This is a genomic window from Micromonospora haikouensis, from assembly GCF_000876225.1.
In the GTDB taxonomy this organism is placed as follows: Bacteria; Actinomycetota; Actinomycetes; order Mycobacteriales; family Micromonosporaceae; genus Micromonospora; species Micromonospora haikouensis.
The window spans coordinates 723,157-749,052 of the sequence record NZ_JXSX01000001.1 but is presented as its reverse complement, the minus strand read 5'-3'; the positions used below and the strand labels follow the sequence as shown (position 1 = coordinate 749,052).

Annotated in this window: 23 protein-coding genes; 9 read left to right on the top strand and 14 right to left on the bottom strand. The window is 74.0% G+C overall.

Annotated features, from left to right (window positions below; translation table 11 throughout):
* Positions 1-268: 268 nt before the first annotated feature.
* The 7 genes from TK50_RS03385 to paaA all read right to left on the bottom strand — a co-directional run bounded on the left by TK50_RS03385 (position 269) and on the right by paaA (position 5,448).
* On the bottom strand, positions 269-928 hold the full coding sequence (locus TK50_RS03385) for a hypothetical protein (protein ID WP_043961401.1): 660 nt from the start codon (positions 926-928) through the stop codon (positions 269-271).
* A 70-nt stretch (positions 929-998) separates the two neighbouring features.
* The gene (locus TK50_RS03380) at positions 999-1,691 is read right to left on the bottom strand and encodes an SDR family NAD(P)-dependent oxidoreductase (RefSeq protein ID WP_229406436.1); all 693 of its coding nucleotides are present in this window, start codon (positions 1,689-1,691) and stop codon (positions 999-1,001) included.
* A 62-nt stretch (positions 1,692-1,753) separates the two neighbouring features.
* The gene (gene paaE, locus TK50_RS03375) at positions 1,754-2,875 is read right to left on the bottom strand and encodes a 1,2-phenylacetyl-CoA epoxidase subunit PaaE (RefSeq protein WP_043961398.1); all 1,122 of its coding nucleotides are present in this window, start codon (positions 2,873-2,875) and stop codon (positions 1,754-1,756) included.
* On the bottom strand, positions 2,872-3,375 hold the full coding sequence (paaD, locus tag TK50_RS03370) for a 1,2-phenylacetyl-CoA epoxidase subunit PaaD (protein WP_043961396.1): 504 nt from the start codon (positions 3,373-3,375) through the stop codon (positions 2,872-2,874). Before paaD ends, paaE begins: the two co-directional genes overlap by 4 nt.
* On the bottom strand, positions 3,369-4,094 hold the full coding sequence (gene paaC / locus TK50_RS03365; RefSeq protein ID WP_043961394.1) for a 1,2-phenylacetyl-CoA epoxidase subunit PaaC: 726 nt from the start codon (positions 4,092-4,094) through the stop codon (positions 3,369-3,371). The genes paaD and paaC overlap by 7 nt, the downstream gene beginning before the upstream one ends.
* Positions 4,091-4,384, bottom strand: a complete 294-nt coding sequence (gene paaB / locus TK50_RS03360) for a 1,2-phenylacetyl-CoA epoxidase subunit PaaB (RefSeq protein WP_043961392.1) — start codon at positions 4,382-4,384, stop codon at positions 4,091-4,093. The genes paaC and paaB overlap by 4 nt, the downstream gene beginning before the upstream one ends.
* A complete protein-coding gene (paaA, locus tag TK50_RS03355) occupies positions 4,381-5,448 on the bottom strand; it encodes a 1,2-phenylacetyl-CoA epoxidase subunit PaaA (protein ID WP_043961390.1) in 1,068 nt (355 codons plus the stop codon). The genes paaB and paaA overlap by 4 nt, the downstream gene beginning before the upstream one ends.
* A gap of 376 nt (positions 5,449-5,824) precedes the next feature.
* On the opposite strand from paaA, the gene TK50_RS03350 reads away from it, so the two are divergent.
* Entirely contained in the window at positions 5,825-6,778 is a 954-nt protein-coding gene (locus TK50_RS03350; RefSeq protein WP_043961389.1) for a hypothetical protein, read from the top strand.
* A complete protein-coding gene (locus TK50_RS03345; RefSeq protein ID WP_043961387.1) occupies positions 6,778-7,740 on the top strand; it encodes a serine hydrolase in 963 nt (320 codons plus the stop codon). The genes TK50_RS03350 and TK50_RS03345 overlap by 1 nt, the downstream gene beginning before the upstream one ends.
* A gap of 63 nt (positions 7,741-7,803) precedes the next feature.
* On the opposite strand, the gene TK50_RS03340 is transcribed toward TK50_RS03345, so the two are convergent.
* Both TK50_RS03340 and TK50_RS03335 read right to left on the bottom strand, forming a co-directional pair.
* A complete protein-coding gene (locus tag TK50_RS03340) occupies positions 7,804-8,655 on the bottom strand; it encodes a menaquinone biosynthetic enzyme MqnA/MqnD family protein (protein ID WP_043961386.1) in 852 nt (283 codons plus the stop codon).
* A 215-nt stretch (positions 8,656-8,870) separates the two neighbouring features.
* Positions 8,871-10,076 carry a S8 family peptidase gene (locus TK50_RS03335; RefSeq protein WP_063838543.1) on the bottom strand — a complete coding sequence of 402 codons (1,206 nt, stop codon included), beginning with the start codon at positions 10,074-10,076 and terminating at the stop codon, positions 8,871-8,873.
* Positions 10,077-10,416: 340 nt separating this feature from the next.
* Between TK50_RS03335 and TK50_RS03330 the strand changes: the two genes are divergently transcribed.
* On the top strand, positions 10,417-12,663 hold the full coding sequence (locus tag TK50_RS03330) for a M4 family metallopeptidase (protein WP_082106147.1): 2,247 nt from the start codon (positions 10,417-10,419) through the stop codon (positions 12,661-12,663).
* Positions 12,664-12,835: 172 nt separating this feature from the next.
* Here the strand turns inward: TK50_RS03330 and TK50_RS03325 are convergent, their stop codons facing one another.
* Positions 12,836-14,137 carry an MFS transporter gene (locus TK50_RS03325; RefSeq protein ID WP_043961384.1) on the bottom strand — a complete coding sequence of 434 codons (1,302 nt, stop codon included), beginning with the start codon at positions 14,135-14,137 and terminating at the stop codon, positions 12,836-12,838.
* Positions 14,138-14,190: 53 nt separating this feature from the next.
* Entirely contained in the window at positions 14,191-14,772 is a 582-nt protein-coding gene (locus TK50_RS03320) for an ArsR/SmtB family transcription factor (RefSeq protein WP_043961382.1), read from the bottom strand.
* 105 nt (positions 14,773-14,877) lie between these two features.
* Here TK50_RS03320 and TK50_RS03315 point away from each other — a divergent pair, with 105 nt between their 5' ends.
* From TK50_RS03315 to TK50_RS03290, 6 genes are all read left to right on the top strand, one after another.
* Positions 14,878-16,200, top strand: a complete 1,323-nt coding sequence (locus TK50_RS03315; protein WP_082106146.1) for an amidase family protein — start codon at positions 14,878-14,880, stop codon at positions 16,198-16,200.
* 251 nt (positions 16,201-16,451) lie between these two features.
* Entirely contained in the window at positions 16,452-18,461 is a 2,010-nt protein-coding gene (locus tag TK50_RS03310; protein ID WP_043961380.1) for a HelD family protein, read from the top strand.
* A gap of 122 nt (positions 18,462-18,583) precedes the next feature.
* Positions 18,584-19,927 (top strand): serine hydrolase domain-containing protein, encoded by a 1,344-nt coding sequence (locus tag TK50_RS03305; RefSeq protein WP_063838542.1) that lies wholly within the window; start codon positions 18,584-18,586, stop codon positions 19,925-19,927.
* 60 nt (positions 19,928-19,987) lie between these two features.
* A complete protein-coding gene (locus TK50_RS03300) occupies positions 19,988-20,908 on the top strand; it encodes an ABC transporter ATP-binding protein (protein ID WP_043961378.1) in 921 nt (306 codons plus the stop codon).
* Positions 20,909-20,921: 13 nt separating this feature from the next.
* Positions 20,922-21,659 (top strand): ABC transporter permease, encoded by a 738-nt coding sequence (locus tag TK50_RS03295; RefSeq protein WP_043961376.1) that lies wholly within the window; start codon positions 20,922-20,924, stop codon positions 21,657-21,659.
* A 177-nt stretch (positions 21,660-21,836) separates the two neighbouring features.
* The gene (locus TK50_RS03290; RefSeq protein WP_043961374.1) at positions 21,837-22,628 is read left to right on the top strand and encodes a VOC family protein; all 792 of its coding nucleotides are present in this window, start codon (positions 21,837-21,839) and stop codon (positions 22,626-22,628) included.
* Between the two features lie 70 nt (positions 22,629-22,698).
* Here TK50_RS03290 and TK50_RS03285 read toward each other — a convergent pair whose 3' ends face one another.
* The 3 genes from TK50_RS03285 to TK50_RS03275 form a co-directional block, all read right to left on the bottom strand.
* The gene (locus tag TK50_RS03285; protein WP_043961372.1) at positions 22,699-23,511 is read right to left on the bottom strand and encodes an ABC transporter ATP-binding protein; all 813 of its coding nucleotides are present in this window, start codon (positions 23,509-23,511) and stop codon (positions 22,699-22,701) included.
* Entirely contained in the window at positions 23,508-24,590 is a 1,083-nt protein-coding gene (locus TK50_RS03280) for a FecCD family ABC transporter permease (RefSeq protein ID WP_043961370.1), read from the bottom strand. The genes TK50_RS03285 and TK50_RS03280 overlap by 4 nt, the downstream gene beginning before the upstream one ends.
* A 97-nt stretch (positions 24,591-24,687) precedes the next feature.
* A complete protein-coding gene (locus TK50_RS03275; RefSeq protein WP_043961369.1) occupies positions 24,688-25,626 on the bottom strand; it encodes an ABC transporter substrate-binding protein in 939 nt (312 codons plus the stop codon).
* Positions 25,627-25,896 lie beyond the last annotated feature (270 nt).

Genomic DNA, 25,896 nt, shown 5'->3' with positions numbered 1-25,896 from the left:
CCAGGCACCTAGAAAGCAACCATGACAAGCAACGTTGCTGAGCATCGTCGCCACGAGTTGAGGAGTTGCGATCGGGGAGGCCTGCGGCGAGCCGGTCGTCCTCACGGAGCACCACTCCGACCTCACCTACTGGACCGCCCACGTACGCAAGGGCTGAAGCCCGCGTCGCACCCTCACAAAGAGGAGATCTTGGAAGAATGAGGCCCCTCCAGGGGCCGGAATCTTCCAAGATTCACGCCGGTCCGGAGGGCCGCGCCTGGAGGGCGGGTCAGCGGAGGGTGAGGTCGGTGGCGGGGAAGTCGTACCAGGACAGTTCGAGCGACGAGCCGGCCTGCGGCGCCACCGGGAACACGGCCCAGCTCGCCAGCTCGCGGCCGGGCGCGAGGTCGAACGACTCACCGGGCCGGGTGGAGCAGTAGGTGCTCTCCGGGCGCACGGTCCTGCCGTCGGGCAGGGTGAGCAGCACCAGCTCGCGGTCCTCGGCGACGGTCGAGCATTCCAGCCCCCAGGGGACCACCGAGCCGTTGCGATACCGGAGGTTCAGCCGCAGCTTGCTCCCGGTGACCTCGGCGCTGACCAGGGTGACCGTCATCGACGCCTGGTCGTAGAAGGTCCGGTCGAGCCGGTACGTCCGCGATCCCCCACCGCCGGAGGAGCCGGACGAGCCCGAGGAACCGGACGAACCCGTGGGGGCGCCCGACGACGGACGCGCCGGCTGGTCGGTCGGGGCTGCTCCCCCGCTGGCCTCGGGGCCGCCCGTCTGCCGGCCCGCGTCCCCGCCCGCGTCCACGGTGCTGCCGGCGTCCACGGTGCGGTCCGCCGTCGCACCGTCGCCCCGGGTGGCCAGGTAGGTGCCGCCGACCGCGCCGACGACCGCCACGACGGCCAGTACGACGACCAACGTGCCGACGTGCCTCTTCTCCATCATCGCTCCCACTCCGACCGGCGCTGCTGGCGCGACCGTAACAAAACCAGGCCAGCCGCCGGCGCGGCCGACCTCACCGGCGCGCCCGCATGTTCAGCACCACCCCGGCGGTACGCGCCAGCGCCGCCATCCGTCGAGGCCGGGAGACGACCGCCGCGCGGGTACGCAGGCAGTCCAGCACCACGTCGGCAGCCTGGTCCACCGAGAGCATCATCGGCTTGACCCGCGCCTTGGCCATCTTGGTGTCCACGAAGCCGAACCGGACGACGCTGACCCGCACCCCGTGTGGCCGCAGGGCCCCGCCCAGCCCCAGCAGGTACGACGACAGCCCGGCCTTGCCGGCGGCGTAGCCGGGCGCCTCGGCCGAGGGGGCCACGTCGGCGAGGCTCGACAGGCCGACCACGTGCCCCGCCCCGGCGCGCGCCATGGACGGCACCACCACCTCCATGGTGCGCGCGGCGCCGACGAGGTTGACCTCCAACGCCCTGGTCTGCGCGGCCAGGTCGTCCACGTCGAAGAAGTCCCCGATCCCGGCGGCGTAGATGCATGCCTCGACGCCGCCGAGGGTGTCCAGCGCCCCGGCGAGCACCTCGCGGTAGCCGACGTCGGTGACGTCGGCGCGGTGGTGCTCGTAGCCGCTGGACGTCAACGGGCTGCTGCTACGCGACAGGCCCGCCACCGTCCAGCCGTCGTCCAACAGCCGGCGGGTGACCGCCAACCCGATGCCGTCACTGTTACCGACCACGATGGCCCGCTGCTTGTCCACAGCGCATGTCATACCAGCACGGCGGTCAGTCCACGAAGCGGCCAGCGGCCCCGCCGCGCCGGCTACGCGTCGTAGTCGACCGTGAGGGTGTCGGTCGTGGGGGTGGACTGACAGGTCAGCACGTACCCGGCGGCGACCTCGTCCGGCTCCAGGGCGTAGTTGCGGGCCATCGTCACCGCGCCGGAGACCACCTTCGCCCGGCAGGTCGAGCAGACCCCGCCCTTGCACGCGTACGGCAGCTCGCCGCGCACCCGCAGCGCCGCGTCGAGGACCCGCTCCTCGCGGCCCATGGGGAACGTCGACGCCCGGCCGTCCAGCACGATCGTCACCTCGGCGTCCCCGGTCGACCCGGCGGGGCGGCGCTGCGCCGGGGCGGGCGTGTCGTCGACGTGGAACAGCTCCGCGTGCACCGCCGACTCCGGCAAACCCCGCGCGGCGAGCACCGCCTTCGCGTCGACCACCATCCCGTACGGGCCGCAGAGGAACCACTCCTCGATCGCGTCGCCCGGCACGATCGTGCCCAGCAGGCGGCCCAGCCGGTCGGCGTCGATCCGCCCCGACAGCAGCGGCGACTCGCCGGGCTCCCGGGACAGCACGTGCACCAGGTGCAGCCGCGTCGGGTAGCGGTCCTTCAGGTCGGCCAGCTCCTCGGCGAACATCACCGAGTTCGCCGTGCGGTTGCCGTACACCAGGGTGAAGGTGCTGGCCGGCTCGACGGCCAGGGCCGTGGCGACCAGCGCGAGCACCGGGGTGATGCCGGAGCCGGCGGCGACCGCGCCGTAGCGGCGGGCCCGGCCCGGGTCGAACGCCGTGGTGAAGTGCCCGAGCGGGGGCAGCACCTCGACGGTGTCGCCGTGCCGCAGCACCGAGCAGGCGTAGGCGGAGAACGCGCCGCCGGGGACCTCCCGCACCCCGATCCGCAGCCGGCCGTGCCGGGCCAGGTCGTCGGGCGTCGAGCAGATCGAGTACGACCGCCGCACGTCCGCCCCATCCGCATGGTCGGAGTTGGCGGGCAGGCGCACGGTGAGGTGCTGGCCGGCGGAGAACGCGAAGAGCGCCCGCAGCTCCTCCGGCACGGCGAAGGTGATCGCCACGGCGTCGGCGGTGAGCCGGTCGACGGCGGCGACGGGCAGCGGGTGGAAGGCCGGCCGGCGGCGGACCGGGCGGGTGATCGTGACAGTCACAGCGCCTTCAGGTGGTCGAAGGGTTCACGGCAGGCGCGGCAGCGCCACAGGGCCTTGCACGCGGTGGAGCCGAACCGGCTGACCTGCTCGGTCTCCGCCGACCCGCAGAGCGGGCAGCGGACGGCGAGGGTCAGCGGCACGACCGTGCCGGCCCGGGTCGCCGGGGCGGTGCCGGCGTCCCGGGTGGCCGGCGGCGGGGCGATGCCGGCGGCGGCCAGCTTGGCCCGGCCGGCGGCGGAGATCCAGTCGGTGCTCCACGCCGGGCTGTAGACCGTGCGGACGTCGGCGTCGGGGTGTCCGGCGGCGGCCAGCGCCCGCCGGATGTCGGCCCGGATCACGTCCATCGCCGGGCAGCCCGTGTAGGTGGGGGTGATGGTCACGGTGACCCGGCCGGTGGCCGGGTCCTTCTCGACCGCCCGCAGGATGCCCAGCTCGTCGATGGTGATCACCCGGATCTCCGGGTCCACCACCGCCGCCACGGCCTCCCTCGGGTCTACCACGTCGCCCCCGGGTGGGCGCGGTGCAGCACCTGCATCTCCGCCAGGAGGTAGGACAGGTGCTCGGTGTGCACGCCGTCCCGCCCGCCGGCCGGGGCCCAACCGTCCGCCGGCCGGGTCAGGGTCGCCTCGGCCAGCACCGGCCCGACGTACGCGTCGAAGTCGCCGCGCAGGCCGGCCGGGTCGACCGGCGCGCCCGGCCACGGCGCGAACAGCTCGTGCGCGTACGGCCAGACCTGGTCGACGGCGGCCTGCATGCGGCGGTGCGACTCGGCGGTGCCGTCGCCGAGCCGGCGCACCCACAGCGCGGCGTGGTCCCGGTGGTACGCGGACTCCTTGCGCGCCTTCGCCCCGATCGCGGCGAGCCGCTCGTCGGCGCACCCGGCCAGCGCGGAGTAGAGCGGGAGCTGGTAGGCCGACAGGAACAGCAGCTTCGCCATGGTCACCGCGAAGTCGCCGTTGGGCAGCTCGACCAGCAGGCAGTTGCGGAACTCCCGGTCGTCGCGCAGGTACGCCAGCGCGTCCTCGTCGCGGCCGGCGCCCTCCAGCTCGCCCGCGTACGTGAGCAGGAGCCGGGCCGCGCCGAGCTGGTCGAGGGCGATGTTGGCCAGCGCGACGTCCTCCTCCATCTCCGGGGCGCGGCTGGTCCACTCGCCGAGGCGCTGCGCGGCGACCAGCGCGTCGTCGCCGAGGGCGAGGGCGAAGTCGAAGGGGTTCCTCACAGGTGGGCCACCCCGTCCGGCACCTCGTAGAAGGTGGGGTGGCGGTAGACCTTGTCGGCCGCCGGGTCGAAGAAGGCGTCCTTCTCGTCGGGGCTGGACGCGGTGATCGCGGCGGCCGGCACCACCCAGATCGACACCCCCTCCTGGCGGCGGGTGTAGAGGTCCCGGGCGTTGCGCAGGGCCAGCTCGGCGTCGGGGGCGTGCAGGCTGCCGACGTGGGTGTGCGCCAGCCCGCGCCGGGCCCGCACGAAGACCTCCCACAGGGGGCTCGGGCTGTCGATGCCGCTCATGCCGCAACCGTCTCTCTCGCAGTCGACCGTTTCGCGGCGTACGCGGCGGCGGCCTCGCGGACCCACGCGCCCTCGGCGTGGGCGCGGCGGCGGTGCTCCATCCGCTGCCGGTTGCACGGGCCCTCGCCGGAGATCACCCGCATCAGCTCGGCGTAGTCCGGCTCGGTGAAGTCGTACGCCTGGCGCTGCTCGTTCCAGCGCAGGTCGGGGTCGGGCAGGGTGAGGCCGAGGATCTCCGCCTGCTGCACGCACATGTCGACGAAGCGCTGGCGCAGCTCGTCGTTGGAGAACCGCTTGATCTTCCAGGCCATCGAGCGGGCGGAGTGGGTGGAGTCGCCGTCGGGCGGGCCGAACATGGCCAGCGACGGGTACCACCAGCGGTCCACCGCGTCCTGGGCCATGGCCTTCTGCTCCGAGGTGCCGTGGGCCAGGGTGTGCAGGATCTCGTAGCCCTGGCGCTGGTGGAACGACTCCTCCTTGCAGACCCGGATCATGGCCCGCGCGTACGGGCCGTAGGAGCAGCGGCACAGCGGCACCTGGTTGACGATCGCCGCGCCGTCGACCAGCCAGCCGATCACTCCCACGTCGGCCCAGCTCAGGGTCGGGTAGTTGAAGATCGAACTGTATTTCTGCCGCCCGTCGAGCAGGAGCTGCACCAGCTCGTCCCGGCTCACGCCGAGGGTCTCGGCGGCGGCGTACAGGTAGAGGCCGTGCCCGGCCTCGTCCTGGACCTTGGCCAGCAGGATGGCCTTGCGCTTGAGCGAGGGGGCGCGGCTGATCCAGTTGCCCTCCGGCTGCATCCCGATGATCTCGGAGTGCGCGTGCTGGGCGATCTGCCGGATCAGCGTCCTGCGGTACGCCTCGGGCATCCAGTCGCGGGGCTCGATCTTCTGGTCGGCGTCGATGACGTCGGCGAAGTAGGCCTCCAGGTCGGCGTCCGGGCCGGGGCCGCCGCCCCGCTGCCGGGTCGCCGCCTCGCGCAGCGCCGCCTCCGCCGCCGCCACCTCGCCGAGCAGGCCACCGCCGGGCGCGTCCTCCGGGGCGGAGAAGTCGTTGCCATACATGCCGACAAGTGTTACAGCTCGCGCCAGCCCACACCAGAGGGTGTCACAGGTTTCCGAAAGCACCTTCCGTCACGAGTCGACCCCTTTTCGTATTGCCCCAGGTCAGGGCGCAGGTATGACATGGCTCACTAAGCAGAGATGAATCCCCCCAAGGCTGGCATAACAGGCCACAATCCCGCCTTCATAGCGACTTGACAGGCGCCGGTTCCTGGCGTGTCGGCCATCCGGACGTAGACTTTCCCGGTCACACCGACCGGCTGCGGACGACCGCCGGGCGTATGACGCGGGCCACTTCCCCCGGCCCCCAGCGATCAGGACGAACCAGTTCGGAAAGCAGTCGGTCCCCCGGCCCCTGACATCTGGAGCTCACCCACTCATGCGACCTCGCGTGGCCATGGTGCTCGCCGTCGTGGCGATCCTCCTCGGCAGCGCCATGTTGGTGCCCGCCGCGTACGCCAAGCTCTCCGGCGACGACGGCGGCGAATCCGACGGAAGCGGCATGCAGATCGTGGCGGCCCCCGAGCCCACCGCCCCGCCGCCGCCGACCCTCGCCGCCGGCCCCGTCTCGGTGACCTTCTCCGGCGAGTTCTTCTCCTGGGCCCTGATGGACCGCGAGAGCGGCAGCATCTCCGGCTCGAAGAACCTGACCAAGACCAGCTCCACCGAGTCGATGATCAAGTCCTGGTTCGCGGCCGACTTCCTCCGGCGGCTCGGCGACAAGGAGCCCACCGGCGTGCAGAAGAGGCTGATCAGCACCGCCATCCGGGACAGCAACGACGATTCCGCCAACTCGCTGTACGTGGCCAACGGCAGGGGCGACTCGATCAAGCGGATGATCAGCACCTGCGGGCTGACCGACACCAAGCCCGGGACCGTGCCCGGGTACATCGGGTGGTGGGCCTTCACCCAGATGTCCCCCCGCGACGCCGTCCGGCTCGGCGACTGCATCGGCGACGGCAAGGCCGCCGGCGCGAAGTGGACGCCGTACCTGCTGGACGAGATGAGCAAGGTCCGCGGCAGCGTCAAGGACCAGCGGCAGCGCTCCGGCGGCGGCAAGTGGGGGATCGTCGACGGCCTGCCCGCCGAGATCAAGGCCCAGGGGCCGGTCAGCATCAAGAACGGCTGGACGCCGTTGAACTACGACGGCAACTGGCACGTGAACTGTCTTGCGGTCACCGAGAAGTGGAGCCTCGCCGTCATGTTGCGCTACCCGCAGAAGAAGGGGCTGTCGTACGGCGCGAAGGTCTGCGCCAGCGTCGCCACCCAGCTGGTCACCCCGCAGCCCGGCGCCGCCCTGAAGGTGCCGCAGCAGCCGATCGGCAAGCTCTGATGGCGGGCAGCCGCCGCCGGGCCGGCGGTGGAGGTGCCGGGCGGGGCGAGGCGTCGCCGCTGCGGCTGATCGCGATCGCGGCCGTCCTGATCGGGCTGGTGCTGGTGTCGCTGCGGCTGCTGCCCGGCTCGCCGATGGCGTCGACCGCCGCCGCCCAGTGGGGCGACGCGTCCGCGCCCGTCGACCGCGCCGCCGGAACGGCCTCGGACCGCAAGTCGCGTCCCACCGCCTCGCCCAGCCCCTCCCCGACGCTGGAGCCGCTGCCGTTCGCGGACAAGCAGATCGACCTCGACATCGAGGGCTGGTACGCCTGGAGCGTCCTGGACACCCGCACCGGCAAGATCATCGGCTCGAAGAACATGGACGAGACCAGCACCACGGCGTCGCTGATCAAGTCCTGGATCGTCGCCGACTACCTGCGGCGCACCGACGAGCAGGGGCAGAAGCCCAGCGACGCCAAGCTCGCCGACGCCACCCGGATCATCCGCGACAGCGACAACACCCGCGCCGAGCAGTTCTACAACACCGTGGGCCGGTCCGCGTCGATCAAGCGGATGATCTCCATCTGCAAGACCACCGACAGCAGCCCCGCAGCCGACGGCGGCTGGAGCCGGACCAACCTCTCGCCCCGGGACACCGCGCGCCTGGGCGCGTGTATCAAGGACGGCCGGGCGGCCGGGCCGGAGTGGACCAAGTGGCTGATCAACGAGATGCGCCTCGTCCGCGGCTCCGGTGACTTCGGCATCCGCAAGGCGTTCCCGGCGGCCGAGCAGAAGAAGATCGCCATCAAGAACGGTTGGATCGACCGGACCCGCGAGCAGGAGATGCACATCAACTGCCTCGCCATCGGCGACAACTGGACGATGGGCGTGATGGTCCGCTACCCGATCAACATGGGCTACGAGTACGGCATGAAGAACTGCCAGAAGATCACCGAGGCGGTGCTGCGCTCCGGCACCTGACGGGCGCCCCGTGACCGCCGTCGGGCGGCGGCGGTCACGGCGTACGTCTGGTGGTCGGCCGACTCAGCCGGCGAAGAACCGGGGGCCGTCCGCCGGCAGCGGCGGGGCCTCGCCGATCTCGGCGGCCCGGCGGGCGAACTCGCGCAGCCCGGCCACCTGCCGCTCGCCGAGCGAGAAGTCCAGCGCCCGGAAGTACGTGGCCAGGGTCGCGGCGTCGAACGACTCCCACCGGGCGGCGGCCTCGGCGACCTGGTCCAGCTCGGCCAGGCACAGGTCGCGGGAGCGCAGGAACGCCTCGTGCACCTCCTTGACCAGGCCGGGGTGGGCGGCGGCGAAGTCCCGGCGCACCGCCCAGACGGCGAAGACCATCGGCAGCCCGGTCCAGTCGCGCCAGGCCTGCCCGAGGTCGGTGACCTCCAGCCCCCGCTGCGGGGCCTCGTACAGCGCCCGCAGCGCCACGTCGCCGATCAGCACCCCGGCGTCCGCCTCCAGGAGCATCTGCGTCAGGTCGGGCGGGCAGCGGAAGTAGTCGGGGTGGACGCCGTACCGCTCGCCGAGCAGCAGCCGGGCGAGCAGCACGCCGGTGCGCGACGTCGAGCCGAGGGCCACCCGGCCGCCGCCCAGCTCGGCGAGGGGCTTCGTGGACACCATGTTGACCGAGAGCACCGGGCCGTCGCTGCCGACCGCCAGGTCGGGCAGGAGCAGCAGCTCGTCGGCGTGACGCAGGTATTCGACGTGCGAGATCGGCCCGATGTCCAGGTCACCGGCGACCAGCGCGGCGCTCAGCCGGTCCGGCGAGTCCTTGTGCAGGTCGACGTCGATCAGCGCGCCGGAACGCATCAGGCCCCAGTAGATCGGCAGGCAGTTCAGGAACTGGATGTGTCCGACCCGGGGACGGGCGATGCGGTCAGCCATGCTGCGACCGTATCCCCGCCGTGGGGGGCGGGCTCAACGGGCGGCCCCCGGAGTGGCCAATCCCGCACCGGCCGCTCGACCGCCGCCCGGGTGGGGCGACGGTCGAGCCGGGTGACCGCACCGGCGAGTCGTGCGGGGCGGCGGGCCACCGGCCGCCGTCCGCGCCGGGGGTGGCCCGGCGCGGACGGGTGGTGCTGGCGGGTGGTGCGGGCGGGTCAGCTTCCGACGTAGAGCAGCCGGTTCGGGGAGCCGGCACCGGGGTTGACGACCACGTTGGGCGTGCCGGCGGCGACGATCGCCGCGTTGACCGTGGCGGGGCTGGCCGTGGGGTTGTTCCGCAGGTAGATCGCGGCGGCGCCGGCGACGTGCGGTGCGGCGAACGAGGTGCCGCTGCCGGTGTAGGTGGCGGTGTCGCTGGTCCGCCAGGCGGCGGTGATGGAGACACCGGGCGCGAAGAGGTCGAGCGCGGTGCCGTAGTTGGACCAGCTCGCCCGGGTGTCGGTCTGGTCGGTCGCGCCGACGGTCAGCGCCTCGGTGACCCGGGCCGGCGAGGTGCCGGTGGCCGGTACGCCGGAGTTGCCGGCCGCGATGCTGTAGGTGACACCAGCGGCGATCGACCGGCGGACCGCCGCGTCGAGAGTGGTGCTGGCACCGCCGCCGAGGCTCAGGTTGGCCACGGCGGGACGGGTCGCGTTCGCGGTGACCCAGTCGATGCCGGCGATGACGCCGGCCGTGGTGCCCGAGCCGCTGTTGTCGAGCACCCGGACGCCCACGACGGTGGCGTTCTTGGCCACGCCGTACGCGGTGCCGGCGGCGACCGAGGCGACGAAGGTGCCGTGTCCGTTGCCGTCGTCGGCGTTGTTGTCGTTGTCCACCGCGTCGTACCCGCTCACCGCCCGGCCGCCGAGGTCCTGGTGGGTCACCCGGACGCCGGTGTCGACGACGTAGACGCGTACCCCGTTGCTCGGCCCGTAGGTGAAGGACCGGTTGAGCGGCAGGTTGCGCTGGTCGATGCGGTCGAGCCCCCACGAGGGCGGGTTCGTCTGGGTGGCGAGGGCCTGCACCCGCTGGTCCTGCTCCACGTAGGCGACGGCGGGGTCGGCGGCCAGCCGGCGGGCCGCCCGCTCGGTGAGGTGGGCAGACCAGCCGTTGACGGTCCGGCCGTAGACCCGGTCGACCCGGCCGTTGCCGTAGCGCGAGGTGAGGGCCTCGGCGCGGGCCCGGTCGGGCCGCTGGCCCTCCTTCAGCACCACGAGGTAGCTGCCGTCGACGGCGGTGGGCCGGTCGGCACCGAGGACGGTGCCGGTGGCCGGGGTCGCCGCTGCCGGGTCGACCCCGGCGGTGGCCAGCAGCGCGCCGGCGAGGGCGGCGGTGCCGAGGGTGCCGATCCAACGGCGGGTGACGTACGGGGTGAGCCTCACTGGGCTGCTCCTTCCTGGGCCGGTCGACAGCGTCGACCGGCGGCCTCCCGCGCCAACGGGATGTGTGGGGCGGAGGGCCTTCGTGGTACGTCGGGTTCGACGTGCCCACCACGCTAGGGATCGGACAGCCATCGAAGGTTGCCATCCTTTGAGGCGATTGTTGTCAATGGGTTCCTTCCGTAACAGGGACGGAACATCCTCGCGCATCTCGCCGGTAATAGCATCGCCATGATGGACAGGTAGGTATGTTTATCCATCGATGCTCGTCTTCACAGGATCCCCGCAGCGGACGATGATCTCGCTATCGATAGATGCGAGTGCATCTCGTATTGGGGAGGTCATGTTGAGATCAGCCCTAGCGCTGGCCGGCGTCACCATGCTGGTCGGCAGCGGTCTCGTGGTCACCACCACGAGCGCGTCCGCCGCCCCGCCATCCACCCCGGGGCCGGCGCTGGTCGCCGCCGCCGACACCGCCCTCAAGGAGCACTCCCGGGCCGTCAGGTCCTCGGCGAAGGACCGCTACGCGGTGCACAGCAGCAAGCGGGACGCCGAGGGCCGGGGCACGGTCCGCTACACCCGCACGTACGACGGGCTCCGCGTCTACGGCGGGGACGTCGTCATCCGCACCGAGGCCGACGGCGACTACGCGGGCAGTTCGGTCGGCCTGGCCGCCCCGCTGAGCCTCGCCACCACCCCGAAGGTCAGCGCCGCGAAGGCCCGCAAGGCGGCGATCGCCGAGTTCTCCGGCAAGGTCACCAGCACCGGCGCGGCGGAGCTGTTCGTCGACGCGAGCAGCGGGACCGGGCGGCTCGCCTGGGAGACGGTGGTGACCGGCTGGGCCTCGGACGGCCAGACCCCCTCCAAGCTGCACGTGATCAGTGACGCGCTCACCGGCGCCCGGATCGGCTCCTTCGACGAGGTCGAATCCGTCGTCGGCACGGGCAACAGCATCTACGCCGGCCCGGTCTCGATCGACACCACCCTGTCCGGTTCGACGTACAACATGATCGACCCGACCCGGGGCAACGGGCGCACCTGCGACATGAACAACGGCACCTCGACCTGCACGACCTTCACCGACGCCGACAACGTGTGGGGCACCGGCGCGGCCTCGAACCGGCAGTCCGCCGCCGTCGACGCGCACTTCGGCGCGGCCACGACCTTCGACTACTTCACCGAGGTGCACGGCCGCAACGGCATCTTCGGCAACGGCACCGGCGTGCCGAGCCGGGTGCACTACGGCAACGCCTACGTCAACGCCTTCTGGGACGGCGCGCAGATGACCTACGGCGACGGCGCGGGCAACGCCCGGCCGCTGGTCGCCCTCGACGTCGCCGGCCACGAGATGTCCCACGGCGTCACCGAGAACGTGGTCCCCGGTGGCCTGACCTACTCCGGTGAGTCCGGCGGCCTGAACGAGGCCACCAGCGACATCTTCGGCAACATGGTGGAGTTCTACGCGAACACCCCGGTCGACCCCGGCGACTACCAGGTCGGCGAGAAGATCAACATCAACGGCAACGGCACCCCGCTGCGCTACATGTACGACCCGACGCTGGACGGCTCGTCGCACGGCTGCTGGTCGACCGGCACCAACAGCCTCGACGTGCACTACTCCTCGGGTGTGGCCAACCACTTCTTCTTCAACCTGGCCGAGGGCTCCGGCGTCACCCCGTACGGCACCTCGCCGCTGTGCGGGTCGGCCCCGCCGGTGACCGGGATCGGCCGGGAGAAGGCGGAGAAGATCTGGTTCCGGGCGCTGGACGCGTACTTCGTGTCGAACACCCGCTACGTGAACACCGCGCAGCCGACCAACACCGCGCGGCTGCACACCCTGTCGGCCGCCACCGACCTGTACGGCCTGTGCAGCACCGAGTACAAGGCGGTGATGGCGGCCTGGACGTCGGTGAACGTCACCGGCACCGAGTCGTGCGCGGCCAACGACTTCACCGTCTCGGCCACCCCGGCGGCGCTGACCCTGGACCCGGGCACCTCGGGCACCGCCACGGTCGGCACCACGGTCATCCGGGGCACCGCCGAGGAGGTCACCTTCTCGACCGGCCCGCTGCCGGCCGGGGTGAGCGTGTCGTTCGCGCCGCCGTCGGTCACCGCCGGCGGGTCGACCACGGTCACGGTCAGCGCCGCCGCCACCGCCGGCAGCGGCACGGTGGCGATCACGCTGGTGGGCACCTCCCCCTCGGTCGCCCGGACGACCACGCTGAGCCTGACGGTGAACGGGCTGCCGGGCTGCTCCGGCACCAACGGCACCGACGTCGCGATCGCCGACAACTCGACGGTGGAGAGCACCATCGTGATCAGCGGCTGCGCGGCGACCCCGTCGACCACGAGCAAGGTCGAGGTGCACATCGTGCACACCTACATCGGTGACCTGGTGGTCAGCCTGATCGCCCCGGACGGCAGCGTGTACACGCTGCAGAGCCGCTCCGGTGGCAGCGCCGACAACATCGACCAGACGTACTCCGTGAACCTCTCCTCGGAGGTGGCGAACGGGAGCTGGCGGCTGCGGGTCCAGGACGCGGCGAGCCTCGACACCGGTTACCTCAACAGTTGGAGCCTGAACCTCTGACATCGGCACGGCGAGCGGGCCATCCGGGTCTCCGGGTGGCCCGTTTCGTGGGCCGAAACCGGTAGACAGCGCACGCCGGCGGCCGAACCCGGTAGACAGCGCACGCCAGCCGCCGGTGCCGACCGCCGACCTGGTGGACCGGGCCGGCGCGGTCGACCTCCGCCGTACGACGTCACGCGTTCTCCTCCACCTGGCACAACCGACGCCCGGCGGCCGGGTGCACGGCGTGTGTGGTGGCGGAGCGTTCGGCGCGGGCCGCCCGGACGACCGGGACGGCGAACGCGGCCACCGCGAGCACCCCCACCGTGCCGCACGCCGCCACCAGCGGCCGGGGGTCGGCCAGGTCGAGCAGCAGGCCGCCGGCCGCGAGACCGACCATGCCCGCGCCCTGCACGGCCGCGCCGAAGACGGCGTACGCCCGGCCGCGCGCCGCCTCGGGCACCCGGCGGGCGAGCAGCACGTTGCAGACGACGTTGTTGCCGCCGTTGAGCAGCCCGCCGAGCAGCCAGATCGGCACCAGCAGCCAGGCGGACGGCACCGCGGCGGAGACCAGGACCGCGAAGCAGCACCCGCCGAGCAGGAGCAGGCCCACGCCGAGCAGCCGACCGTCGTCGGTGAGCCGGCGGGCCAGCGGGGCGAGCGCCCACGCCCCGGCCACGATGCCCAGCGGCCAGGCCCCGGTGACCAGCCCGTAGACGGTGGTGGAGCTGCCCAGCGTCTCGCGGATGAAGAACACCTCGATCACGTTGATCGCCCCGACCGCACCGACCACCCCGGCGAGCGAGGCCACCATCGCGAACAGCAGCCGGTCCGGGCGCAGCCGCCAACCCCGGGCCGGCCCGTCGGGAGTCGGCGTCGGGTGGGCGTCGGCGGCCGGGCGGGGTCTGGCGGTCGGGTGAGGGCCGCCCCGGCGGGTGCGGATCAGCAGGCCGGCGGCCACCAGGGCGAGGTAGCTGGCGGCGTCCAGCAGCAGCGGCACGCGGGTGCCGAACTGCCCCACCAGCAGCCCGGCCAGCGCCGGCCCGGCCAGCGCGCCGAGGGTGCCGGCCGTCTGGTTGAGCGCGCTGGCCCGGGGCAGGTCCCCGGGTGTGACCATCGCCGGGACGAGGGCGGCGAGCACCGGCTGGGTGACCGCGAGCCCGGCGGCCAGCAGCGCCACCAGGCCGATCGCCAGGGCCGGGTGTCCGGCGTACGCGAGGGCGAGGCAGATCGCCGCCTGCACGATGCCGGCCGCGACGAGCAGGGTGCGGGAGTCCACCCGGTCGGCGAGCCGGCCGGTCAGCGGGGCGAGCGCGACGAGCGGCAGGCTGGCGGCGATCAGCAGCCCCGCCACGGCCGGGCCGCCGGCCCCGGCGGACTGGAGGGCGAGGGTGAGGGTGCTCGCGGCCAGGAAGTCACCGCAGCTGGAGATGCCCCGGGCGGCGGTGGCGAGCCAGACGTCGGGCCAGCGCGACCGACCGGGCGTGAAGGACATACTTCGAAAATAATCCTTCACACCTCGGCCGGGCAATCCCCCTCGCCTCCCGTTCAGTCCACGGGCACCGACCGGTACTGGATGGCCACGGGGCGCGCCCCGTCCGGCGGAGCGGTCCGCACCCGACGCCGGTAGGGCGCCATCAGGTCCTGGACCGCCTCGTTGAGCGCCAGCAGCTCCTCGGCGGTGAGCAGCAGCACGCTGTCGCTGAACCACCCGGCGCGGTACCACTCCGGCGGTTCCTCGGGCCCCCGGCGGAACCAGTCCCGGGTGCGCTGCGCGTCCCGGGCGAGGTGCGCCTCCACGAGAGCCAGCTCGGCCGCCCGCGCCTCGGAACCGGCCGCCTGCCCCGCCTCCACCTGGTACGACGGGCTGAACGCCCGCCACACCCGCTCCCGGGCGTCCCCCCGGCTCGGGGCCTGCTCGACCAGCCCGAACTTCGCCAGCGCCCGCAGGTGGTAGCTGGTCGCGCTCGGCGACAGGCCGGCGATCTCCGCGCACTCGGTGGCGGTGGCCCCGGACTCGATCGAGGCGAGATGTTCCATGATCGCGAGCCGTGCCGGGTGGGCCAGGGCCCGCATCACCTGCGGATCGCTGATCGTCACCCGCTGCCGCTCGGGCGGTGCCTCGCTCATGCCCCCATGATCCCGCCCGCCACCCGCGCCTGCCATCGACCCCGCCGCTACGCTCGGCGGCGGCGCAGGGCGCGACCGCCGACACGGTGCCGAGCGAGGCCCACGATGGACACGACTCCCGACGACCCCGCCGCACAAGGCGACCCGGTCGCCTCCGGCGATCCCGCCGCACCCGTCGCCTCCAACGACCCCACCGCACCCGTCGCCTCCGACGTTCCCGCCGCACCCGCCGACCCGGCCGCCTCCGACGATCCGGCCGCGCCCCGGAGCGCCGTCGAGATCGCCGAGCTGGTCAACGCCGGCCGACTCCGCCCCGTCGATGTCGTCGAGGCGACCCTGGCCCGCATCGGCACCGCCGACGCCACGCTACGGGCCTTCCGCGAAACCTGGCCGGAGCAGGCCCGGCACGCCGCCCGCGAACTGGAACGCACCCTCGCCGCCGGACCGCTGCCGCTGGCCGGCGTGCCGCTGGGCGTCAAGGCCGCCGAGGGCGTCGACTCGCTCCAGACCCGCCGGCTCGTCGCCGCCGGCTGCATCCCGGTCGGGGCCACCGCCGTCCCCCGGGGCACGCCCTGGCAGACGTGGGGCCACACCGACCGGGGCCCCACCGCCAACCCCTGGCGCGCCGACCGTACGCCCGGCGGGTCGTCGGCCGGGTCGGCAGCCGCCGTCGCCGCCGGGCTCGTGCCCCTGGCCACCGGCAACGACGGGGCCGGTTCGGTGCGTATCCCCGCTGCCTGGTGCGGGGTCATCGGGATCAAGCTCACCAACGGGCGGCTGCCCGCCATCGACGCCGCCGGGCTCAACGCGCCGGGACCGCTCGCCCGTACGGTCGCCGACGCCGCCGCGTATCTCGACGCTCTGCTCGGCACCCGGCTCGCCGGGCATCTCGGCCCGGCGGGTGGCGGGCCGCTAAGGGCGGTCTGGTCGGCCACGCTCGGCCACGCCGAGGTCGACCCCGACGTCGCGGGGCCCGCCCGCGCCGCCGCCGACCGGCTCGCCGACGCGGGCCTCCTCCGGTGGGTCGCGCACGACCTGACGCTCGCCGATCCCGCGCCCGCCTGGCGGGCCCTGCGAGCGCCCGGCGACCGGGCCGCCGCCGCGCGCTTGCGGGCCGGCAACGACGCGCAGCTGGCCCGACTCTTCGACCTTGCCGACCTGCTGCTCACCCCGACCACGCCCGGCCCGGCGCACGGCCACGCCGGGCCGGGCGAACGGATGAGCGTGGCGCTGACCTGGGCGTTCAACCTCAGTGGGCATCCCGCCGCCAGCGTCCCGGCCGGGTTCGCCCCCGACGGCACCCCGGTCGGCCTCCAGATCGTCGCCCGCCACCACCACGAACACCTGCTCGTCCACACGGCCGCCGCCCTGCAGTCCCTTCACCCCTGGCCCCCACCCCGCCCCCATCCCCACCCCCCAGCCCGGTGATCAAGAGGTTTGCGTCATCGCCGAGATCGACTCTGACACTTTTCTCTTGATCACCGGGGTGGGGGGGTGGGGGCGGGGTGGGGGCGGGGTGGGGGCGGGGGTGGGGGTGGGTGGGGGTGGGTGGGGAGAGTAGAGTTTTTGGCCCCGCCGACGGCCGAGGTGTCCAGCACCGCAGCGGACGTCCCCGCGCCGGCCCCCGTTGCCGGAAACGCGAGCGGCAGTGTTGTCCCCCGCGCCGAGGAGTAGGTCGGATGACCCCGCACGCCCCCATGTCCCTGGACACCGAGCTGGCCGCCGAACGGGCCCACCTGGACGCGTCCCGCGCCGCGCTGGCCCGCATGCGCGAACGCACCGAGGCCCTCTTCGCCACCGGCCACAACGTCGCCGGCGACGCGTACACGGCGGAGACCCTGGGGCGCACCCTGTCCCGCCGCGTCGCCGAGCTGGCCGACCAGCCCGACACCCCGCTGTTCTTCGGCCGGCTCACGTTCGGCGACGAGGAGCACCACATCGGTCGCCGGCACGTCACCGACGATCTCGGCGAGCCCATGGTGCTCGACTGGCGTGCCCCGGTCTCCCGGTCGTTCTACCGGGCCAGCGCCCGCGACCCGCAGGGCGTGACCGTGCGCCGCCGGTTCGGCTTCAGCGCCGGGGCGCTGACCAGCTTCGAGGACGAACACCTGGACCGGGGCGAGGAGCTGGGGACGGCCAGCCGCATCCTCACCGCCGAGATCGAGCGCCCCCGCGTCGGCCCGATGCGCGACATCGTCGCCACCATCCAGCCGGAGCAGGACGAGCTGGTCCGCGCCGACCTGGCCGCCTCGATCTGCGTACAGGGGGCGCCCGGCACCGGGAAGACGGCCGTCGGGCTGCACCGGGCGGCGTACCTGCTCTATCTGCACCGGGAGCGGCTGCGCCGGTCCGGGGTGCTGATCGTGGGGCCGAACCGGGCGTTCCTGTCCTACATCGCGGCGGTGCTGCCGGCGCTCGGCGAGGTCGAGGTCGAGCAGGCGACTGTGGAGGACCTGATCGCCCGGGTGCCGGTGCGGACGGTGGAGGACCCGGCCGTGGCGGCGCTCAAGCACGACGCGCGGATGGCCGAGGTGCTGCGGCGGGCCGTCGAGGCCCGGATCGCCGCCCCGGCCGAGCCGATCATGGTCTCCGACGGGTCGTTCCGCTGGCGGATCGGCCTCGACCCGCTGCACCGCGTCGTCGAGGAGACCCGCCGGGAGGGGCTGCCGTACGCCACCGGCCGGGAGCGGGTGCGGGCCCGGGTGGTGGGCCTGCTGCAACGCCAGGCCGAGGCCCGCCGCGCCGAGTCACCCGGCGACGCCTGGCTGCGCCGGATGGGCAAGATCCGCCCGGTCGCCGACTTCCTCGACGCGGTCTGGCCGGCGCTCACCCCGGAGGGGCTGGTGCACGGGCTGCTCGCCGACCCGGCGGTGCTCGCGGCAGCCGCCGACGGCGTGCTCACCGAGGCCGAGCAGGCGCTGCTGACCTGGGCGAAGCCGCCGCGCACCCCGAAGGCGACGAAGTGGACGGCCGCCGACGCGGTGCTCGTCGACGAGGCCGCCGGGCTGCTGGAGCGCCCCGCCGGCTTCGGGCACGTGGTGGTCGACGAGGCGCAGGACCTCTCCCCGATGCAGTGCCGGGCCATCGCCCGCCGCAGCGAGCACGGGTCGATCACGCTGCTCGGCGACCTGGCGCAGGGCACCGCCCCGTGGGCCGCCCGCGACTGGCGGGAGTCCCTGGCCCACCTGGGCAAGCCGGACGCGACGGTGGTGCCGCTGAGCGTCGGCTTCCGGGTGCCCGCCGCCGTGGTGGCGTTCGCCAACCGGCTGCTGCCGGCGCTGGCGGTGGACGTACCCCCGGCCGAGTCGCTGCGCCGCGACGGCGCGCTGGACGTGCGTACCGTGGACGACCTGGTGGCGGCGACGGTGGCCGAGGTGCGGGCGGCGCTGGCCCACGACGGCTCGGTCGGGGTGATCGCCGCCGACGACGCGGTCGGCGGGCTGCGGGCGGCGCTGGCCGACGCCGGGATCGACACCGCGACCGCCGACGACGTGGCGGCCCCGGCGCGGGTCACGGTGGTCCCGGCGACGCTGGTCAAGGGCCTGGAGTACGACCACGTGGTGACCGTGGAGCCGGCGGCTATCGTGGCGGCCGAGCCGCGCGGGCTGCACCGGCTGTACGTGGTGCTGACCCGGGCGGTCTCCCGCCTGACGGTGCTGCACACCGCACCGCTCCCCGCCCCGCTGTAAGGAGGGGCCCCCTGTTGACGCATACGGTCGAGAAGGGTCCCCTTCTTACCGGGCGGTTCACCATCGGCGGGGGTTGTGTCGATCGGTGATGATGGGTGCACCTCGTCCACTTGGGAGGCAGCATGCACCTGTCGCGGCGCGATCTCCTGCTCGCCGGGGCCGGCACCGCGCTGGCGGCCACGCCCCTGCTGGCCGCCCCGGCGACGGCCGCGCCCGGCGGGACCACCACGCCCGGCGGGTCGGCCGCAGCCGACGGATCGGGCGCGGCCACCGGGCCGGGAGCGGCGGCGGGGCGGCTGCCGGCGGACGCGCTCGACGCCGGGATCGGCGCGATCACCGACGCCGGCATGGTGGGGGTGTTCGCCGAGGCCCGCGACGGCCGGGACCGGTGGCGCGGCGCGAGCGGCGTCGCCGACCTCGACACCGGGCGACCGATGCGGCCCGGCTTCCAGCACCGGGTCGGCAGCATCACGAAGACGTTCGTGGCCGCCACGCTGCTGCGCCTGGCCGGCGAGGGCCGGGTGGCGCTGGACGCCCCGCTCGGCCACTACCTCCCGGAGTACGCCGTGCCCGGGGTCACCGTCGAGATGCTGCTCAACCACACCAGCGGCATCGGCGACTACGACACCGTGCTGTTCACCAGCGGATACGACGTCGAGCGGCTCCGGTTCACCACGTTCACCCCGGACCAGCTCGTCCGGATCGGGCTCGGCGAGCCCCGCACCGGGGCGCCGGGGGCGGGGTTCGCGTACTCGAACACCAACTACATCCTGGCCGGCCTGGTCGTCGAGCGGGTGACCGGCCGCGGCGCGGCCGACGAGGTGCACCGGCGGGTCATCCGGCCGCTGGGGCTGCACCAGACGTACTTCCCGAGGCGGCGGACCCGGATCGCCGGGCCGCACAGCGAGGCGTACCTGCCCTGGTACGACGGCCAGCTCCGCGACTTCAGCGTGACGAACACGTCGTGGGCGTGGACGGCCGGCGCGCTGGTCTCCACGGCGGCCGACCTCAACCGGTTCTTCCGCGCGCTGCTCGGGGGCCGGCTGCTGCGCCCGGCCGAGCTGGCCCGGATGCGGACCACGGTGCCGCTGGACCCGGCGCAGCCGGAGGCCGGCGGGTACGGCCTCGGCCTGCTGTGGCTGGCGCTGCCCGGCGGGCGGTTCTGGGGGCACGACGGGGTGGTCTTCGGGCACGCCACGATCTCGCTGCACGCCCCCGACGGCTCCCGCCAGGTGACGCTCGGCACGAACGTCACCCACTACCAGGTGCCCGGCCAGCCCGACCCGATCGGGGCCGCCACCGGCGCGTTCCTGGTCACCGCCCTGTCCGGCCCGGCCGCCGCCCTGTCCGGCCCGGCCGCCGCCCTGTCCGGCCCGGCCGCCGCGCGGCCGGCGGGCGCGACCGGGAAACTCCCGGCGACCCCGTCGCCGGGCGGCCCGGCGCTGGTCCGCCCCCTGCCCCGCTGACCTCGTCGAGCCCGGCCACAGTGACGACCGGGAGCCGCCGCCCCAGCCCAAGGAGCGTTCATGATCCTCGCCCGCGCCGACCAGGCCACCCGCCGGTACGGCGACGTGCTCGCCCTCGACCGGGTCGACCTCGACGTGCGCGCGGGTGAGCTGGTCGGCCTGCTCGGGCCGAACGGCGCCGGCAAGAGCACCCTGCTCAACCTGCTCGTCGGGCTGCGCCGGCCCACCGCCGGCCGGGTCGAGCTGTTCGGCGGCGACCCGCGCGACCCCGCCCACCGCCTGCAGGTCGGGGTGACCCCGCAGGAGACCGGGCTGCCGGCCACCCTGCGGGTCGGCGAGGTGGTCGACTTCGTCGCCGCGCACTACCCGGACCCGGTCCCCCGGGGCGAGCTGCTCGACCGGTTCGGCCTCACCGACCAGGTACGCCGGCAGGCCGGCGGGCTCTCCGGCGGCCAGCGGCGGCGGCTGGCCGTGGCGCTCGCCTTCGTCGGCCGGCCCCGGCTGGTGCTCCTCGACGAGCCGACCACCGGGCTCGACGTCGAGGCCCGGCACACCCTGTGGGAGGCGATCCGCGGCTTCCACGCCGACGGCGGCACCGTGCTGTTGAGCAGCCACTACCTGGAGGAGGTGGAGGCGCTCGCGCACCGGGTGGTGGTGATCGGGCAGGGCCGGGTGCTGGCCGACGACACCACGGCGGCGATCCGCTCGGTGGTCGGCGTACGCCGGGTCAGCCTGGTCGCGGGCGACCTGCCGGACCTGCCGGGCGTGGTCCGCGTCGAGCAGGTCGACGACCGCACCCACCTGCTCACCACCGACGCCGACCGGCTGGTCCGGGAGCTGGTGGCCAGCGGGGTGTCCTTCCGCGACCTGGAGGTGCGCCCCACCTCGCTGGAGGAGGCGTTCCTGGCCATCACCTCCCCCGGTGGGCAGGGCACCGCCGCCCCGGGCGGGCAGGGCACCGCCACCCCGACCGCCGCGTGAGGAGACCGACCCCGTGAGACTCGCCCTCGTGCACGCCCGCTACCAGCTGTTGCAGACGGTCCGCATCCCGGTGGCGGTCTTCGGCAGCGCCTTCTTCCCGGCCGTGGCGATGCTCTTCTTCGTGGTCCCGTTCGCCGGGGACGACCCGACGGGCGCCACCTACGCCACCGCCGCGATGGTCACGTTCGCGGTGATGAGCGCCAACATCTTCCAGTACGGCGTGGGCGTCGCCGAGGACCGCGACCAGCCCTGGAACCCGTACACCCGGACCCTGCCGGCCGGGGCCGCGCCGGCCTTCGCCGGACGGGTGCTCGCGGGCCTGGCGCTGACCTTCCTCTCCCTGCTCCCGGTGGTGGTGATCGCGGCGCTGTTCACCGACGCCCGGATCAGCCCCGGGGCGTTCGTCCTGGCCGTCGTCGTGGTCGGGCTGATCTCCGTGCCGTTCACGCTGATGGGCCTCGCCATCGGGTACGCGCTGCCGAGCAAGGCGGCGATCGTGGTGGCCCAGATCGTCTTCTTCCCGCTGGCGTTCGGGGGCGGCCTGCTCTCCGCGCCGGACGCCGCGCCCGCCTTCGTCAGGGCGATCGCGCCGTACCTGCCGACGCGGGGCGCGGTCGAGCTGATGTGGGCGGCGGTCGGCGACTGGCGTCCCGCGCCGGTGTCGGTGGTGATGCTCGGCGTCTGGGTGGTGGCGCTGGCGGCGCTCGCCGGTTGGGCGTACCGGCGCGACGAGGGCCGTCGCTTCCGCTGACGACCCGCGCCGTGGGGCGCTGTTCGGGCCGGCGATCGGCCGTGGGGCGCGGGCCGGGGCCGGCGAGCGCCGCCCGGCTGGGGTTATTCGTCCCGTTTAAGCCCGTTCCATCGGGTTGCGGTGCCAGGATGCGGGCAGGGCGTCCCGCCGGGCCGCCACCTGTGGAGAGGGGTCAGCGTGAGCAGCGTCCCGCCGGGCACGCCGTGCTGGGCCGACCTGGCCACCCCGGGCCTGGCGGACGCCCGGCGCTTCTACCCGGAACTGTTCGGCTGGACCACCCGGATCGCCCCGCAGCCGGAGGCCGCCGGCTACACCACGTTCCTGCTCGACGGGCGCGCCGTGGCCGGGGCCGGTCCGCCGGCCGCGCCGGACCAGGTGCCGATCTGGTCGACGTACGTGGCGACCGACCACGCGGACCTGGTCACGACCCGGGTCGAGGCGGCCGGCGGGCAGGTGCTGGTCGCCCCGTTCGACGTGTTCGACCAGGGACGGATGGCGGTCTTCGCCGACCCGGCCGGCGCGGTGTTCAGCGTCTGGCAGCCGATGGCCCACCCCGGGGCGGAACTCTTCGACACCCCCGGGGCGATGAGCTGGAACGAGCTGGTCACCCCCGACCCGGAAGGCGCGAAGGTCTTCTACGAGCTGGTCTTCGGCTGGCACCCGGAGGAACAGCCGGCGGGGCCGGTCCCGCCGGAGATGGGCGACTCCCCCTACACCGGCTGGCGGTGCGGCGAGCGGATCGTCGGCGGGATGATGCCGCCGCTGGCCGACGACTTCCCGGCCGACCTGCCGGCGTACTGGACCGTGTACTTCGCCGTGGCCGACGCCGACGCCACCGCCGCGCGGGCCGCCGAGCTGGGCGGTTCCGTCCTGGTGCCGCCCCACGACACCCCGCAGGGCCGCCTCGCCGCGCTGCGCGACCCCCAGGGCGCGCTGTTCTCCGTCATCGCCCGACCCGCGGGCGGCTGACGGCCAGCGGCTCGTTTGCAGGGGCCCCTTGCTGTACAGAAAGCGTTGACAGGGGGCCCTTCCTTGCGCCTCAGCGGGGGCGGACCGGGACCACCAGCGGACCGTGCTCGCCGGGCAGGACGCGGACGGAGGCACGGTAGTGCGTCGCCAGCAGGTCCTCGGTGAGCACATCGCGCGGCGGGCCGGCGGCGGCCACCCGGCCCGCCGCGAGCAGGACCATCCGGTCGGCGTACTCGCCGGCCAGGGAGAGGTCGTGCATGGTGGCGAGGACGGTGAGCCCGTGCTCGCGGCGGAGCTGGTCGACCAGTTCGAGCACCTCCTGCTGATGGCCGATGTCGAGGGCGCTGGTCGGCTCGTCGAGCAGCAGCAGGGTCGCCCCCTGCGCCAGCGCCCGGGCCAGGAAGACCCGTTGCCGCTCGCCGCCGGAGAGGGTGGCCAGCTCGCGGCGGCCGAAGCCGCTGAGGTCGAGGCGGTCCAGCACGTCCCGCACGGCGGCCAGGTCGGCGGCGGACTCCCGGCCCAGCGGCGGAACGTACGGGCTGCGGCCGAGGAGCACGTAGTCGAAGACGGTCATGCCGGCCGGGACGACCGGGGACTGCGCGACGGTGGCCACCACCCGGGCCCGCTCGCGGCGGCGCAGCGCCTCGCTCGGCGTACCGAAGATGCGGATCGTGCCCGGCGCGGGCAGCAGGCCGCCGAGCGCACGCAGCAGGGTCGACTTGCCGGCGCCGTTCGGGCCGATCACGGTGACCCACTCGCCCCGCTCGACGGTCAGGTCGACGCCGGCCAGGATCGGCGCGCCGTCCAGGCTGACCCGCAGGCCCCGCACCTCGACGGCAGGCGCGGCACCCGGCGGCGGGGCGTCGGCCGACGGGGCGCTCACGTCAGCACCCGGCGGGCGGTGCGCAGCACCAGGACGAAGAACGGGCCGCCCAGCAGCGCGGTGACCACGCCGATGGGCACCTCGGCGGGGGCGGCGGCGGTCCGGGCGACCACGTCGGTCAGCGCCAGGAACGCCCCGCCGAACAGCAGGGACAGCGGCAGGATCACCCGGTAGCTGGAGCCGGCGAGCAGCCGCACGGTGTGCGGGACGATGATCCCGACGAAGCCGATCAGCCCGGACGCGGAGACGGCGGCGGCGGTGCCGAGCGACGCGGCGGCGATCAGCAGGTAGCGGGAGCGCTGCGGGTGCAGGCCGAGGCTGCTGGCCTCGTCGTCGCCGACGGAGAGGACGTCCAGCTCGCGCCGGTGCAGCAGCACCACGACGGTGGTGAGCAGGAAGTACGGCAGGACGAGCCGGACGTCGTGCCAGCCGGCGGTGGCCAGCCGGCCGAGCAGCCACGAGTAGACCTGCTGGATGCTGTCGGAGTTGCGCTGGAGCAGGTACGTCTGCCCGGCGGAGAGGAACGCGGACACGGCCACCCCGGCCAGGATCAGCGTGGCCGTGGAGCGCCCCCGCCCGCCGGCCACCCCGAGCAGGTACGTCATGGCGACCGCGCCGAGCGAGCCGACGAACGCGGCGAGGGGGATGGTGAGCGGGAGCCCGGTCAGAGCGCCGCCCGCCCCGGCCCCGAGGGAGATCACGGCGGTGACGGCGAGCCCGGCCCCGGCCGCCACCCCGAGCAGGTACGGGTCGGCCAGCGGGTTGCGGAACACGCCCTGGTAGCAGCCGCCGGCCAGGGCGAGCAGCCCGCCGACGAGCAGCCCGAGCACGACCCGGGGCAGCCGCAGCTCGGTGACGATGGCGATCTCGCGTTCGCTCAGCCCGCTGTCGAGGCGTACGCCGGGCAGCAGGTTGAGCAGTTCGGCGGCGACGCTGCCGGGGGGCAGGCTGACCGGGCCGAGGGAGACTCCGGCGACGAGCGCGACGAGCACGGCGGCGACCCCCGCAGCGAGCCAGCCGGGCCGCAGCCCGGCCGGCCGCTGCGCGAAGGAGGGGCCCCTTGCTAACGCTTTCTGCACAGCAGGGGCCCTTCTCAACGCCCCGCACCGCGCGAAGCGCACTCCACACCGCGCGCAGCGCACTCCGCACCGCGCGCGGCACGCCATGCGGCGAGGGTCACGCCGGCACCTTGGCGACGGCGTCGACGACGGCCCGGAGCAGGTCGACGACCCGGGGGCCCCAGCGGGAGGCGATGTCGTCGTCGAGCGCGACGACCTGGTTGTTCTTGACGGCGGTGACGCCGGCCCAGCCGCTGCGCGCCTTGACCGTCTCCGGGCTCTGCTTGCAGCACTTGGTGTCGGCCAGGAAGACGAAGTCGGGGTTCGCCTTGACGATGATCTCCTGGGAGAGCTGCGGGTACCCGCCGTTCTTACCGTCGGCGTCGGAGGCGTCGGCGATGTTCTCCAGGCCGGCGAGGGCGTAGATCGAGCCGATGAACGTCTTGCTGGTCGCGCTGTACAGCTCCGGGCCCAGCTCGTGGTAGTAGGTCAGCTTCGCCGACCGCTGCGGCAGGTCCTTGGTGAGCTTGGCGATGTCGTCCTTGATCCGGTTGTTGACGTCGGCGGCCTCGTCCGGGTGGCCGGTCAGCGTGCCGAGCTCGATGAGCTGCCGGTAGGTGTCCTCCAGGGTGGTCGCCGCCGGGGTGAGCAGCACCGGGATCTTCAGGGTGGTGAGCTGCTCGACGATCTTGTTGGTGTCGTTGGAGAGCACCACCAGGTCGGGGCTCTTGCCGGCGATGGCCTCGGCGTTCGGCTGGAAGCCGGACAGGTCGCTCTTCGGCGCGTCCGGCGGGTAGTTGGACTGGTCGTCGACGGCGGCGACCTGCTTGCCGGCGCCGATGGCGAAGAGCATCTCGGTCGCGGTCGGCGAGAGCGAGACGATCTTCTCGGGTCGCCTGTCGAGCGTGAGATTGCCGACGGTGACCGGGAAGGCGGCGGTGGCCGAGGTGCCACCGGGGGTGGGGGCGTCGTCGGGGCTCTTCTCGGCGCACGCGCCGAGCGCGAGCGCGGCCACCGCGAGGGTCGCGGCGAAGAGCCGGGGGGTACGTCGGAACACTGGACCTCCTGTCGGTCGAGGAGCGTGGTGCTTCGCCGACAGGAGCCTGGTGGGGTGCCCGTCCGCGAGGCGCCCTTCCTCGAGAGCGCGTGTCGCGACCGTGCCGCAGGCGACCTGGCTCGCCCCACACACGTCGGCGTCGGCCGGCCGGCCGACGCCTGGTCGACGGCGGCCGGGGGCCGGACGCCGCGGGTGGGGCATCACAGTTGCGGGACAGCGCCGGATTCGCACCGGCTTCGCTGCGGTTTGGTCGGTGCCACCGTAGCGCAC